We start from the raw sequence: 14,725 nt of genomic DNA on the forward strand, positions 1-14,725 counted from the left end.
CCGGTTATCTATATAAAGAAATTTTAATAATGTGCAAGGTCACCAATATTTCATGAGCTAACAAGTCTTGGGGGAGAATAGTTCGAATTATAACAGAATATTTATGGCTGTAGTATTAGCAATAATAAAACAATTAAGACCGATCGCTATCCTGATCCCGGTATTTTTGTTAATTACGATAATTATAAAATTAACTAATAAAATTCCTATTCTTTATCAAGATAATTCTAAATTAACCTTTTTATCCATTTTTTGACTTCCGGTGAGATTTTAATATTGATAATGGCAAGTGATTAGGAAATGCCCGATCACTAATCGGGCATTATCATTAATTTTTCGGCCAACGCACAATTAAAAGCTGGCATTAACACCTAAACTGAAAGAGTAGGTATGATTCTGAACATCTCCGTCATTGCGTGATACTGACGCAAAAGCACCCCAATATTTTGTAATAACAGCATTCATACCAATAGTGTATTCACGCCAATGGGTATCCTGTTTTTGGCTCTCGCTAACGAAAGAGGTCTGGGTTGAGTTGATAGCACTACGAATCTGATAACGCTTATCACCAAACTGGTGGTTGAACCGAACTTCGGCATAGGGATTAAAATAGCCAAAATTCGTGTCAAGACGCCAGCCTAGCGTGCCAACCTGAGAGTCATAGCGCTGTTCACCGAAATTCATGGAAGTACTGTTATTACCCGATTCACGATAACCTTTGACATAACTTTTATCCCAGGCGTATTGAATGATCGGGCTGGTCGTGATGGTAGGCGCTAGCGGAATATCCCAACCAGCGGTAATACGTCCGCCCCATTGATGGCCGGAAGTCGAGGCATTTTCTTTACGTAACCACTCATTGAGCACGATACCACGAGTAATGTCCTCATATTTCATGTCCAAATAGTGAAGATCACCGCTAATCCAACCTTTATCGTAGTAACGCCACAAGCCGTAAGCGGTGAACACATAGCCGCGGCCATCATAGTGGAAATTATCGGCTGGAGAAGAATTATCCTGATAACGCGAGATCATGCCGCCCAACAGAATATTATCCATGATCTGATAGTCACTACCCAATGTCAGTGTATGGTTGTGATTACCACTATAACCACCGAATACACCTAGTTTACCCTGTTCGTTACCCATATTACGCAATTGCTGTAAACGGCCGTCAAGAGAAGCAAGTGCCCCTTTGACGGGCACATTGTTGGCATTCGTCAGTAACATAACCCGATATGGAGCATTGAGGACTGAAACAGTGTATTCACCAACTATATGCTGTGCGGCTGGCGTTGGATGAAAATCATCAGCGAATAAAAAGGGCTTGCTGGCATCAAAGCCGGTATCTTTAGAGCGACAGGAACCTGCATTAACACCCTGAGCGCAAGCGTAACCGATGGTGTTGAGAAAACCATAGCGTAGAGGATTAGCGATAACTTCATGGAAGAGGGCATTAACATCAACGCGAACAATATTGCCATTTCCTTGGCTAAGGGCGGTATCTTCTAATTGATTATAGCTGTCAACCAATTTTGAAGCATTACTACTTAATTCTTTATAACCATCAATCAATTGTTTAGTGGTCTCCTCAGCTTTTTTGGCGTCACCTCCTGAAACATCGGATCCGATCTGTTTGAAAACACCATGGATAACTTGAAGACGGGTGTCTTTATCAATTGTGGGATACCTGTTGACTGCTACATGAATTTTAGCCAGATCTTCAGAAGTAGCTCCGCCTTTAGAGAGAACAAACTCCATAATCTTCGGAGTCATACCCACATCAGGAACCGTGGGCACGATCACCAACCCAGCTCCTGCATTGAGAAGAGCATGTACCTGTGATGAAGCCGCTACCGCACTCTTAGTAATAATCTCTTCCGCTTTAGCTGGATTTCGTAATGCAGCGTCAATATCATTGCCACCAATCCAATGAACATACATGCCATTAGGATCAGCACGGTTACCATGGCTTGCCAGATAACCCATTACTTGATCCTGAGTGTTATGTTTATTATTTAAATCGGCAACAGCAGTCGCGCCGCCGGCAGCATAATTAGTACCTCCTTTCTTAGAATTGGTCAGTTCAATCCCTAATTGTTTAGCGATAAAATCGTTATACAATTTACTTTCAGTACCATTAATACCATCTACTGTGTATCGACCATTATTTCCGCCATCGCTTAAGCTATCGCCAAAAACATATAGGTTGTTATAAGTGTGTGCGTTCGAAATTGCACTTATTGAAAGTGCTAACATACCTGGTGCAAGTATAAATGACCTTTTCATGAATTATCCTCAAGAAATAATTTTATATTTATCATTGAACTAGCTGTTCAACTGAAATGATCAATCCAAATAGAAACTGCGTTAATGAGATATGACGCAACCCTACTCTTGGTTAACCAATACCTCATTATAGTTAGTAAAAGAGGATACTCTGTATTGTTTTTTTTACATCTTTAAAGTTTCGTGCTATTTGACAGTTCAACTAATCAATTCGGTTAAAATTCAACTATCTATAAAAAGTAATATTAGACCAAATAGACTCAACGCACTTCCTCGTTTCATGAAATAGATCACGAAATAGACAGAATAAAATTCTGGGGAGGATAATTAGCTAGATTTGGGTAATATCTGAAGCGATTCATCACAATAAATGTGATAGAGTCAGCCCATTATTGGTTTAGAAAAATAGTTAAAATAAAGTATTAAGAAGAATGAATATAAAAATTCAGCAAGCAATAAAGACTGATTTCAGTAAATTGACCGAAATATGGGAAGCTTCTGTACGGGCAACACACGATTTTTTATCTGACGAAAATATTAATGAATTACGCCCACTGATTCTGCATACCTATCTGCCAACACTGGCTGTTTATAAAGCGACAAATGACAAAAACCAAATTGAAGGTTTTATGGGTGTTGATAAAAATCGGATTGAGATGCTGTTTATCTCCCCTGATTCCCGTGGTAAAGGTATCGGCAAAGCACTCCTGAATTTTGGTATCAATGAATTAGATATCAATGAATTGGATGTTAATGAACAAAATGCTCAGGCAGTGGGTTTCTATCAGCATCAGGGGTTTAAGGTTTTTAACCGCTCAGAAACTGACGGCCAGGGTAATCCTTTTCCGTTATTACATATGAGAAAACAAGCATGAGGAGTCACCTCCTCAATGCAAATTAAACTCTATCGCTAAAGTATGATCCCTCGGCAGGCCAGCCGGTTTTACCCCTACAGACCGGGCTTGTTGGATAGCCGCAAGTGCCGCCCGATCTAATTCATCAGCGCCAGAACTCCGCACTAATTGAGGGTTCGTCAGATCGCCGCTGTCCAGTAAACGAAAGCTTACCTGAACAATACCCTGTTGTTTCATCTTCTTCGCCCGACGTGGATAGCGTTTGTGTTTTTCAATTTCACGACGTAAAGCAGACTGATAGCCTTGTAAATCATCAGAACCCAAACCCGTCATCGGTTGACTGGTCGTCGCCTGACGTGCGCCAGCTTGTGAATCCACAACATCTCTCCCGGCCACTTGGGAACTGTCCGCTGCTTGCTCTGTTTCCAGTTTACGCCCACGCTCCGCCAGTTTTGGCTGGCGATCTTTTACTGGCTCTTTCTGTGGTTTGCTCCTCGGTTTGGCATCTGCATATTCTTCCGGCGGTTTCCGCTGTTCTCGTTTCCGTGGCCTGTCCGCTGGCTTATTGAGTGCTATTTTCGCCTCAAGCGGCGATTCCGCTACCACCACTTCTGGCGGTAACGGAGGCGGGAGAGGTTCCTGCTTCGTCGGCAGCTCCTGCCCAGCAGGTGCTGCCGAAGCAAACATTTCTATTGAGATACTGATTATTGGCGAATTCACTGATTGATTATTTGCGCTATCATCACGTAATAAATGAGATGCCATAAACACGATGACACTTGTATGTAACAGCAAAGAAGCAAACAAGCCAATATAAATACGATTTTTCATCATAATTCAAGCCACCTTTCCGCTCGTTATCTGCGGAGATTAACCTTCTTACAGGTAGGCTAATCTCCCGTCAAGCGTCAGAACTGACTGGTGACACTAAGCTTAAACGTCCGTCCGGGCGCCGGCATCATGGAGCGGGTTAACGGGTCCAGATAATAGCGATCGGTTAAGTTAGTGCCGGATAATTCAACGACGACATTTGGCGCAACCTTATAATTAATATAAGCATCTACGGTCATTACCGAATTCCAGCGCATCGGGTTATTATTTATCCCTTTATAAATACCTGGCATTTTTTTCATTAACCATTTTTCATCCTTATTCTCCACACTACTGTGATACAATATCCGGCTCCCTATTTCTAAATCTTCATCTAATAACCGGCCACCAATATTCAGATTAAGAGAATAACGGGGAGGGATAGTCGTTCTTAAAAAACCACCGGGAAAACCACCATCAATACATTCTGGAACACCAAATTGATTGGTCGAATCTAACCTACCCGCTGAGGTTTTATCACAAACTTTATTCTTAAGATTATAAGACAGGCCAAACTGAGTAAAGAATCCCCCGTTGTCATAACGCCCTTGTACTTCTAAACCGGATAGTTTTTGCTTATCTAATTGAGTAAATGTAAAGTTATCATCACGATCAAAGACATTCTCTATGACCGTATTGTAATAAGCGAATTTAATATCCGCATTATGCTCCGCCCCCAACAACTGACTTAAATCATGAACATAACCCACTTCAACTGTTTTGCTACGTTCAGGTTTAAAAGCACGGGCCGGTTTGTCAGTAAAACCAGAGGAAAATCCGACGGTATCTTCAAAAATACTCGGCATACGTACTGCTTCGGCATAACGTGCATAGATACGCGCGTTATCACTCACATAAGCCGTTGCGGAAAATATCGGCGCCCAGGCATAATCTTTACGCTTAGGTTGTTTAGACCAACGTTCCTGTTCACTTTTTTGTTTATAAACTGAACCACCATCACCTACATTCAGAATTTCGCCTGAACTATCAATATAACGACTATTCTGTTGAGCGCCACCGTATTCATATTTATACACTTCTTTGTTAGTCACAGGATCAATAACTCGCTCATTCATATCAAGTTCGCCATTGAAATAGGGATTATCTTGTTTATATAACTTACCATCGTCATGATATTGCCAAAGCACATCTACTGGTACCATAGGGCGAAAAATTGAATCCCGCTCTTTTGATTCAGAAAAATTTTTTTCGCTATATTCGTTAAATTCATCATCAGTTAAACACTCAAAGCATTCATTAAATTTTTTCAATAATTCAGCTTCTCGTGCGGTAAGCGTTCTCTTATATCGCAATCCCTGACCAACCAGTTTTTTATCTTTACTATAACCGGGATCACGGGCAGCTAAACGTTCATTTAAAAAATCATCCTTAGACCAATAGCTTACTCGTCTAGCGCCGGCACTTAATGCCAGCCATGAGGTAGGACGCCAATCAAAATTAAATGCAATATTGTTTTCTTGACGGCGTCCTTTTCTCGGTGGTGAACGAAAACTAGAGAAGTTCTTCGCTTCATAATCATCATGTGAGCCAAGCCGTTCCCGTTGCAGGCTGGCCGACAATGTTAAATCCAAATCAGGAGACAGAGCAAAGGCATTAGAAAGATCAACCCCCCAGCGATTATTATGTGCATTGGTAGCAGCGGTATCGACCAAACGACCATCTTTATTCGGATTCTTCTCCTTATGATCATTATCCCAGACTACATCTCGTTCCCGCGGCTCACGTGGATATCCCCCAGCAGTATTAGTATCGCTAATAGTACGGGTAATCCAAAACTTCATATCAAAATCAACCCACTTATTCTCATCCGGCTTCCATTTATAATCCACATTAAATGCCTGCTGATGTACATTAGCCAAAGGCCATTGTGGTACAACATTATCCTCAGCCCGCACCCAGCCAAGACGCGAAGGCATAATCTCACCGTAAATCGTTTTAGTATCGCGAATGCCAAACTCGATAGTCTGTTGATTAGCCAGACGCCAGGTATTTTTAAGTAACCAAGATTCCATTTCACTGGAAGTATTCGGCACCTCATTACCAGGACGATATATACGTGCCACAAAAGGCAGATAAGGATCATACGCCCTAGCGCCGCCTTCAAGGATATCTTTATCCTTATCACTGATCGGCGCATCATAGCGATGAGCACCTCCTTTGCCGGCGAAATAGTTGCCTTTACTGCGATAACTATAGGCAGCCATTAAATCAAAGTATTCCTGCCGGGTACCTATCGCCAGACGTATTGCATTATCTTTCAGACCAAGCAATTTATTATCTTTTGAGGTTTTTGGGGTAATTTCTAACGCGGGATCAACATAATTAAACCCCTTAGTAAAACCAGGAATATCACGATAATCTTGTCCCAATTGCAGATTAGGTGCACGCTCTTTTACCGCATTACTACTGGTTTCTAATTTCAGGTTAATCCCGAAGCGCTCATCTGCCGGCACCACATCATCAATGCCCAACGTTTTTATTATTACTGCTCCACCTATCGAGCCTTTTACTCCGCGAGTCAGTGACGGGCCTTTTTCTATTTCAATGCTGCTAATCAAGTTAGGATCAATATAATTACGATTATTAGCGCCGTTATAACCACGCCAGGTCGTAATCGCCTGTTCAGTACCATCAATGGTGACAGGAACCCGCCCTTGCCCTTGAATGCCGCGAATATTAGGATCTAATGCACCGCTGTTTCTGGAATCACCACTAAATACGCCGACTGCACTTTTTAAAACATCCGCAGGTGAAGCGCCCTTATAGCGTTCTACCAGATCCTTACCCAGGTAAATATTGGTAATATCTTTATCGTAAACTGCATCATAGCCTGCCTGATCTTTTTCACTGGTTGCTGAAACGTTAATTCTTCCCAAATCAGACTTATCTTCAGCAGGCTGTTTTGCTGATTGAGCAGGGGGTATTGGTGTATCTGCATCAACTCGGTAAGGTATCATGTTGTAAGTTAATACCATCACCAATGTTATTTTACTGTATTTATTATTTAATTTATACATAGTGATTATCTGCCATAGTACGGATTTAAATAACCTATTACTTCAATCAATATCAAAAATATTTTTCAAACTTAATTAACACTTCGTTTTTGTTATATGAGTATAGCCAATCAACATTGCTATTGTTTTTTCTGTACCGATAAGTGATTACCGGAGTTAAGCCAAAAACATCAAATTTAGGCATACTGAGAATTGCCGAATAGAGTTGTTCATTGTCTTTACGGCGTGCACTTAATGGTACACTGTAATCTCCAAACTGCCTCTGTCGTAATGCGGTAAATACCACTGCATTAATTCCCGGATACAACTGGGTGGAAATACCCGCTCGTATGCCTTTCTGTTGATAATCATCCGCTTTCTCAACACTGGTTTTATTAACCCAATCACCTCCAGTAAAGGTAATTGTCTGATCAGTTAAATAATAAGATAAGGTGGCATAAACAGAAGTCATATTACCGTCATTATGATTATAAAGCTTATGATAACGAAACTGTTTATATTCACCTTCAAGATTCAATGCCAGATTTTTTGATAGAATATTCATCCATTCAGTTTTCACTCCTGTGGTGCGATAACGGGAATGATTACCAACATGATTAAACTCAATAATTGGACCTATCAGAAAATCATTTTTCTGTGCCTTATAGTTATATCCCAAATAAGCGGAAGTTGTATTTTCATTTTCCTCACTATGATTACGATAACTTTCACCATAAATCATTGAGCGCAAGGATATACTATGGTGACCACTTAGTTGGTATATCTTACGTAACGTAGCATCATAACTGATACCATTTGCCTTCTTTGCCAAAGGTAACTTACGTTCAACTATACAACTGCCATTTTCAGCATATTCCTTGCAAACAGGAGGCTTATTTGGTGACATATTAGTATTGTCGTTAAAAATATATCCTACGGCAAAAGACCCACGCCAGGCATTGCGTAACTCAATCGCATCTTGATAGCTGGTTATATTCTTAATGACTGCTGGCGGTAATTTATTTTCGTTATCGTGATTTGCCGCAGAAATTTCATTAAACAGTAAACCTGCCTCTTTATTTTTCTGGTTTTCATAATAGACCCTGGCTAACTCCAATTTAGCACGGGTAAAATCAGGTTGCTGGTGCAAAATAGCTTGATAATGCTGTTCTGCCGCCACTAAATTACCCTGCGAGCGAGCAAGATTCGCCTGAGCAAAATGTACCAATTGCATGTCATACCCAGGTAACTTCTGATACATCGACAAAAAACGCTCAACATCCTTTACTTGTTGATGATTAATGGCTAAATACAGCGCCTGACCAACCTCATTCACATTATTCTCAACACTGAAAGTCTGACCATTAAGGACTATCGATAAATGATCAGTATTTTCATTCACAGTTTCATCAGTAACGAGTTCTTTTTCTTGATCCTGCAAATTTCGCTGTACGTTATGCCACAATCTTCTGCCAGCATCTTCATCTGCCAGAACCAAAGAGGGATAAATAAACAAGCAACTGAGCAGTATGGTAAAACGGATAATGGGGATATTTAACATCGGAATATCACTACTTAATAGTCAGACCAATAAATAAACAAAATAAGACAAAGCCCATATAAACTTTGCCTTATTCCATCAATACAAGCTCATATTATGGATTTTTAGTCCCACCAAAGGCGGTATCTTTACTATGATCCGAATTAAATTTAGCCACCCCTGCTAAACTCGACGCATTATCACCAAAGAAGTGGCCGTTGTTTGTACCGACAACATTTCCGGCTGTCGCCGTCCCGGCAAATGAACCATCTGCTCTAATTCTGGAATTAATGCCGACGGTCAGCACACTATTCGCTATTGAACCAGAAAGCTTTTTCTGGCCGAAATCAGCAGTGAATGTGCCTTGCAAGGCATTGCTGCCACTATATTGGTTAATTCCTTTAACCGTATAAGTCGCTATACCTCCAGTAGGTAAATTGGCTGTCACATCTTTACCGGAATAATAGGCAGTATGAGTCGTATCATTTACCTGACCGGTTTGTGACCATTCACCAAAATAGACATCAGCATTAGCTACTTTACTAAAGTTAAATACCCCCATACCGCCATGGGTACCCGATCCAGGCATAGAAATTTTATGAACGCCATTCGCATCCGCTGCGACATAACCGGCAAGACTTGAGAAACCAGTGATCTTACCTTTAGCAATAGAATGCACCCCAATTCCCGGCTCCCCACCAGGAGTTGGATGACCGCCACCACGCGCGTCAGTTACCCCAATATTAATACTGGGGCTATTCTGATTAAAATCTTGAGTTTGCCCAAAACCTGGCGCAGCCATTGCTTGTGTTACTAATCCACATGTACTTAATACTGCAATTAACACTTTAACTTTGTTCATAGCATATTCCTTATGTTAACTAATTAAATGTTAGAGATTGCTTATTACATAGTTTTAGTACCGTCCGAAGACTGACGCGCATATTAACGTACTTTTAATAAAAAATGAAATGATAATCATTATCATAAAATCATTATGTGAACTTGTATAAAATGGCAATAAATACACTTAACTATTTAATTATTAAATCAATATTTACCATAACCTTAGTATAATAATGGAAATAATCTTAGGTAGATAAAACTAATAATAAGTGTAAAAAAATCAATACACAGTAATATGATCATAAGTTATTATTTCATTTTGAAATTAATTTACACATTACTATTTTATACGTAACTAATATAATGCCAATTAGTGATCCGAAATTAATCAAAAAACGTTTAACAATTTAAAACAAAAATCAATAAAAGATAATTTATCTTATTGATTTAAACAGGAATAAATTCTTATAAAGAATTGAAATGTAATTTACATAAAAATTTCAATAATATATTTTTTACCAAAACCTCTAAAATGGATATATTATCAACACGAATTAAAATACAATTACGACATTATCCCCCTCTTAAATAGATTTAATAACCACAAATTTAAACAGTAAACTTTTATTCACAATGAAAATTTTTTACGAAATAAATTTTTAGATAAAATATTAATACTATTTTTATCTTATATGAAAGAATTGAATAAGTTATTTACATAAGTTCATAGAATTCCCTACCTTTTGGCAGGGAATTTATGTCGGTGCGATAGTTCTCAGGCTGATTTATTAAGGATTTAACTGAGAAACTATCGTTCTCGTCCTCACCTTCAATATAATAGACAGTAAAATAGAGTTGACAAAAAGACCTAAAACCAAACCATACCAAAATCCCACAATCCCCATGCTATCGGTTACCCAGTTTGTCAAAGCTAAAATAAACCCTAGTGGTAAACCCACTAACCAATAACCAAATAAAGGTGCGTAGAATACCGATCGGGTATCATGAAAACCACGCAAAATACCCGCTAAAGAGGCCTGAAAGGAGTCGAAGAACTGAAAAAAACAGAATAGAAAAGCCAGGCTAAGTGCAATTATTATAACTGAATCATCGTTAGTGTAGAGTGCAATCAATGGCGCCGCGAAAAAATATATTATAAAGCCAAAAATTACCGAGACAGATAATATCAAAGAAATCGAAACTCTTATAACACCCATTAATGATGTTCTATCTCTCTGCCCAATATAGGAGCCCACTCTTACCGTCGTCGCGGTCGAAAATCCTGTGATGACGGTATAAATAATAGTGACGATATTAAGCATAATATTATGTGCGGCAACAGTTTGAGTGCCTAAAGGCGCAACGGATACAGCAACCACATCGAGAAAAACCATTTCAACAAAAAAAGCCAATCCACTAGGAATGCTAATATAAAAAGTCCTCAGTAAATCTTGATATTTTGGAAATTTTAAACGAAACCGATATCGTCGATATTCATTTTTCAATAAAAAATAAACAACTAAGCATACAGCACTTAGATTATTAATAATTGCCGTTGTAATACCTGCGCCAATGCCGCCCATTTCTGGAAAACCAAATTTCCCGTAAATAAGCATGTAATTTAATGGTATATTCAGTAATAAGCCACCAGAAGATAGGTACATAGCAACTTTCGTGTCTTCCAAGCCTTGCAGAAATGAACGAAAAACATTAAATATCATCACCCCGGGAACACTAAATACCATAGCAAGAACATAACCCCGTGTAATATCTAATATATCATCATCTAATCCTATAAACGAAAATAGTTCGCTAATTAACATTAATAATAAAATTATTGGTATTGAAAGTATCATCGATAGAAACAAATAATTTCTAAGGCTCTCTTTGACCCCTTCTTCATTACCTTGCGCTTTGTGCTTTGCGACATCTGCTGCAAGCATGATAATAGTCCCGTATCCCAACACAAATATAGGGAACCAAATACTACTTCCTAACGTTACTGCCGCTAAATCAGCGGTAGCATAGTGACCAGACATCACTATATCAACAACCCCCATTGCAGTACGTGCTATCTGCGCAATAATGATGGGAAAAGAAAGTAAGAACAGTTGTCTTAATTCCTGCCAGTTTGAAAATTTAGACATAAAAATACCGTTAATTTATTGATTAGCTCCAATGTTGGTCATACTAACAATAAATTATAACTAAGATCATGCAGAAAAATTTTAAAATTATGGGCATACCCTCTATTTTTGTTCAGGAAATAGAGAAAAATAAATCAAGTAACCTAACGAAAACGAACTACTTCACAAGAAATTTTGTGATCTTTCTACAAGATTAGATATTTATTTAAGTCTTTTGTTCTCATTTTCCATTTTAATAGTTAATGTTACTCGACTTAAGTAGCTTCTGCTTTTTGTGATAATGTCCACATAATTAAAAAATAGCGACACCCAATATATCACTAAATTAGTAACATTTTTAAATTATTTATTTGATTAATAAAGAATTAGCGGGAATATAATGTCTAATAATAAAATCTTTATTGTTTTAGCGATACTGGCGATGGGACTTTACACAATTTCAACCGATAAAACGACTTCTCAACCTGTTAAAACTACGGTGCAAATTCATCCTCAGCTTGGTCAAATTTGCCAGGCAACCGCATCTATCCTATTTAGTCAAAAGACAGAAATCATCAAGATATCTTTTGGGGATAACGATAAAATGGCGTATATGCACTACATTCGACCCAGTGATAATTCCCTGTGGAAAGCTAAGGGTTATTTAAATGGCAATCATGTCGAATGGGCTTCCAATAACGTCGATAACATTGGCCGTTGGAGAATTGAAGAAAATGACGAAAAAATCACATTTTCTATCACCGAAAATTCCCTTAAGCTGATAGATACCTACTCCGACAGTTCGTCAATCAAACAAATGTACAAGTTAAATTCCTTGTGAACAGCAGTAAGTGGAGCTGTAGTTTTGATAAAAGCCGCTTACATCTATTCATCAAAGATACATGTAATCTTACTGATATAGAGAAGAGACCGAAAATGAAACCAGAAACTCTTGCGATCCACGGCGGATATTCACCCGATCCAACCACCAAAGCCGTTGCTGTCCCTATTTATCAAACAACATCCTATGCATTTGATAATACTCAACACGGTGCCGATCTGTTTGATTTAAAGGTAGAGGGAAATATCTATTCCCGTATTATGAACCCGACTAATGACGTACTGGAAAAACGGGTTGCTTTACTTGAAGGCGGGATAGCTGCATTGTCGGTCGCATCCGGTATGGCTGCTGTCACCTGCGCTATTCAATCCATTGCCGGAGCCGGGGATAATATTATATCTGTTGCTAAGTTATATGGCGGCACCTATAACCTGCTGGCTCACACCTTGCCCCGGTTCGGTATTGAAACACGCTTTGCCGACCATGATGATATTGCAGCATTGGAATCACTGATTGATGACCGGACCAAAGCGGTATTCTGTGAATCCATTGGTAACCCAGCAGGTAATGTTGTTGATCTGGAAAAGTTCGCAGAAGTGGCTCACCGTCATGGCGTTCCTTTAATCGTTGATAATACCGTCGCTACGCCTGCACTTTGTCGGCCCTTTGAGCATGGCGCCGATATTATTATTCACTCTCTGACCAAATACATGGGAGGACACGGCTCCACTATTGGCGGCATCATTGTTGACTCTGGTAACTTCCCTTGGGAAAAACACAAGCAACGATTCGCCATCCTGAATAACCCGGATCCCTCTTATCACAACGTCATCTATACCGAACAATTCGGCAAAGCTGCATTTATCGGGCATTGCCGTGTTGTACCGTTACGTAACATGGGCGCGGCGTTATCGCCTTTTAATGCTTTCCTTATTTTGCAAGGGTTGGAAACGCTGGCATTAAGAATGGAACGTCATACGGAAAATGCCCTGAAAGTAGCTCATTACCTGCAAAATCATCCTCAAGTTAGTTGGGTGAAATATGCAGGATTGCCAGACCATCCGGAACATGAACTGGCACAGCAATATATGAATGGGAAGCCATCAGCTATTCTTTCCTTTGGTATTAAAGGCGGACAGGAATCCGGCGCCCGCTTTATTGACGCGTTAGAACTGATTGTGCGCCTGGTCAATATTGGTGATGCAAAATCACTTGCCTGCCATCCAGCTTCAACCACTCATAGCCAATTAAATGACGAGGAGTTAGTTAAAGCCGGTGTACCACACGATATGATCCGCCTGTCAATCGGCATTGAACATATTGATGATATTATTACCGATCTTGCCCAAGCTCTGGATGCATCGAAATAATCTAGCGTTACAATATACCCCGTTCTGATGAACGGGGTTTTATTCACCAGCTATAACTATTTTTTTACTGTCTCTATTTTAATTATTTTCCTTTAATCAATCCCTACGAAAACGTGTAGGAGCGTCCGAGTGGCAACTATTCACGTCAAAAAATACAAGGAAAATAGATGAAAGTTCAGCTAGCCTATACGTTGTTATTAAGCCCATTGTTCTGCGGGTACGCTTCGGCAAAAATCCCAAATGGATTCAGCCCCACGTCGTCATTCGAGGAGAATTTCAATGGCACAATACTCAATAGCCAAAAATGGGATTACCGTGGTTTGGGTGTCAGAAATAATTGTATTAATACTCAGTCAGCAGTTATTGTTCGGAATGGATATTTAACCATAAAAACTTATTCTGATAGTTCTTCTGGCAAGCTACAAAATTATTGCGGCATGATTTCAACACAAAAGAGTTTCCTACAGTCATATGGCTATTGGGAAGCCGCTGTTAGATTTAACCGCGCAGAAGGTAATCAGGCCGCATTCTGGATACAGTCACCGACAATGGGTAAAGATCTGACGAATCCAGAAAAATCAGGCGTCGAAATCGATGTATTTGAACACTTAGCGGAAGCTAAACAAGATCAATATGATCATGCGATTCATTGGAATGGTTATGGCGCCGCTCATAAACAATGGTCAAAGAAATTATCTATGAGTAAACTTGCTGATGGTAAATTCCATAAATTTGCGGTGGCATGGACACCAAATGGCTACACATTTTATGTTGATGATGTTCCTCAATATTTGTCTGGTCTGGAACAAGTTCCTATTTCAATCGCAAACCAATACATTATTTTAAGCTCTGAAATACCGCGAAGTTATCCAGCTCAGGGTTACGGCCCGATAAATAAAACAACCGCTACATTTGATGTTGATTATGTGAAAGTTTATCCGTATATCGGTAATAAGAAATAATAACTCCTAT

General features: G+C 39.3%; 10 protein-coding genes. 4 read left to right on the plus strand and 6 right to left on the minus strand.

What is annotated here, in order from left to right; translation table 11 throughout:
- Positions 1 to 351 precede the first annotated feature (351 nt).
- Positions 352 to 2,289, minus strand: coding sequence for an autotransporter outer membrane beta-barrel domain-containing protein (locus ABR397_RS14655; protein WP_350306380.1), 1,938 nt, complete (start codon positions 2,287 to 2,289; stop codon positions 352 to 354).
- 437 nt (positions 2,290 to 2,726) lie between these two features.
- Between ABR397_RS14655 and ABR397_RS14660 the strand changes: the two genes are divergently transcribed.
- On the plus strand, positions 2,727 to 3,164 hold the full coding sequence (locus ABR397_RS14660) for an acetyltransferase (protein ID WP_407072882.1): 438 nt from the start codon (positions 2,727 to 2,729) through the stop codon (positions 3,162 to 3,164).
- A gap of 12 nt (positions 3,165 to 3,176) precedes the next feature.
- On the opposite strand, the gene ABR397_RS14665 is transcribed toward ABR397_RS14660, so the two are convergent.
- The 5 genes from ABR397_RS14665 to ABR397_RS14685 form a co-directional block, all read right to left on the minus strand.
- Positions 3,177 to 3,977 (minus strand): energy transducer TonB, encoded by an 801-nt coding sequence (locus ABR397_RS14665; RefSeq protein ID WP_350306382.1) that lies wholly within the window; start codon positions 3,975 to 3,977, stop codon positions 3,177 to 3,179.
- 74 nt (positions 3,978 to 4,051) lie between these two features.
- Positions 4,052 to 7,051 (minus strand): TonB-dependent receptor domain-containing protein, encoded by a 3,000-nt coding sequence (locus ABR397_RS14670; RefSeq protein ID WP_350306383.1) that lies wholly within the window; start codon positions 7,049 to 7,051, stop codon positions 4,052 to 4,054.
- 52 nt (positions 7,052 to 7,103) lie between these two features.
- The gene (locus tag ABR397_RS14675) at positions 7,104 to 8,591 is read right to left on the minus strand and encodes a surface lipoprotein assembly modifier (protein ID WP_350306384.1); all 1,488 of its coding nucleotides are present in this window, start codon (positions 8,589 to 8,591) and stop codon (positions 7,104 to 7,106) included.
- 94 nt (positions 8,592 to 8,685) lie between these two features.
- On the minus strand, positions 8,686 to 9,432 hold the full coding sequence (locus ABR397_RS14680; protein WP_350306385.1) for a Slam-dependent surface lipoprotein: 747 nt from the start codon (positions 9,430 to 9,432) through the stop codon (positions 8,686 to 8,688).
- 772 nt (positions 9,433 to 10,204) lie between these two features.
- On the minus strand, positions 10,205 to 11,563 hold the full coding sequence (locus tag ABR397_RS14685; RefSeq protein WP_350306386.1) for an MATE family efflux transporter: 1,359 nt from the start codon (positions 11,561 to 11,563) through the stop codon (positions 10,205 to 10,207).
- A gap of 379 nt (positions 11,564 to 11,942) precedes the next feature.
- Between ABR397_RS14685 and ABR397_RS14690 the strand changes: the two genes are divergently transcribed.
- From ABR397_RS14690 to ABR397_RS14700, 3 genes are all read left to right on the plus strand, one after another.
- Entirely contained in the window at positions 11,943 to 12,383 is a 441-nt protein-coding gene (locus ABR397_RS14690) for a hypothetical protein (RefSeq protein WP_350306387.1), read from the plus strand.
- Positions 12,384 to 12,478: 95 nt separating this feature from the next.
- Entirely contained in the window at positions 12,479 to 13,753 is a 1,275-nt protein-coding gene (locus ABR397_RS14695) for a bifunctional O-acetylhomoserine aminocarboxypropyltransferase/cysteine synthase (protein WP_350306388.1), read from the plus strand.
- Between the two features lie 167 nt (positions 13,754 to 13,920).
- Positions 13,921 to 14,715 carry a glycoside hydrolase family 16 protein gene (locus ABR397_RS14700; protein ID WP_350306389.1) on the plus strand — a complete coding sequence of 265 codons (795 nt, stop codon included), beginning with the start codon at positions 13,921 to 13,923 and terminating at the stop codon, positions 14,713 to 14,715.
- Positions 14,716 to 14,725 lie beyond the last annotated feature (10 nt).

Origin of the sequence: Photorhabdus viridis, assembly GCF_040256935.1 — a bacterium.
Classification (GTDB): domain Bacteria; phylum Pseudomonadota; class Gammaproteobacteria; order Enterobacterales; family Enterobacteriaceae; genus Photorhabdus; species Photorhabdus viridis.

Bases quoted from the DNA above. Each gene is read 5' to 3' on its own strand.
- ABR397_RS14670 (WP_350306383.1), bottom strand. From the start codon at position 7,051: ATGTATAAATTAAATAATAAATACAGTAAAATAACATTGGTGATGGTA.
- ABR397_RS14695 (WP_350306388.1), top strand. From the start codon at position 12,479: ATGAAACCAGAAACTCTTGCGATCCACGGCGGATATTCACCCGATCCA.
- ABR397_RS14690 (WP_350306387.1), top strand. From the start codon at position 11,943: ATGTCTAATAATAAAATCTTTATTGTTTTAGCGATACTGGCGATGGGA.
- ABR397_RS14675 (WP_350306384.1), bottom strand. From the start codon at position 8,591: ATGTTAAATATCCCCATTATCCGTTTTACCATACTGCTCAGTTGCTTG.
- ABR397_RS14665 (WP_350306382.1), bottom strand. From the start codon at position 3,977: ATGATGAAAAATCGTATTTATATTGGCTTGTTTGCTTCTTTGCTGTTA.
- ABR397_RS14655 (WP_350306380.1), bottom strand. From the start codon at position 2,289: ATGAAAAGGTCATTTATACTTGCACCAGGTATGTTAGCACTTTCAATA.
- ABR397_RS14685 (WP_350306386.1), bottom strand. From the start codon at position 11,563: ATGTCTAAATTTTCAAACTGGCAGGAATTAAGACAACTGTTCTTACTT.
- ABR397_RS14680 (WP_350306385.1), bottom strand. From the start codon at position 9,432: ATGAACAAAGTTAAAGTGTTAATTGCAGTATTAAGTACATGTGGATTA.
- ABR397_RS14700 (WP_350306389.1), top strand. From the start codon at position 13,921: ATGAAAGTTCAGCTAGCCTATACGTTGTTATTAAGCCCATTGTTCTGC.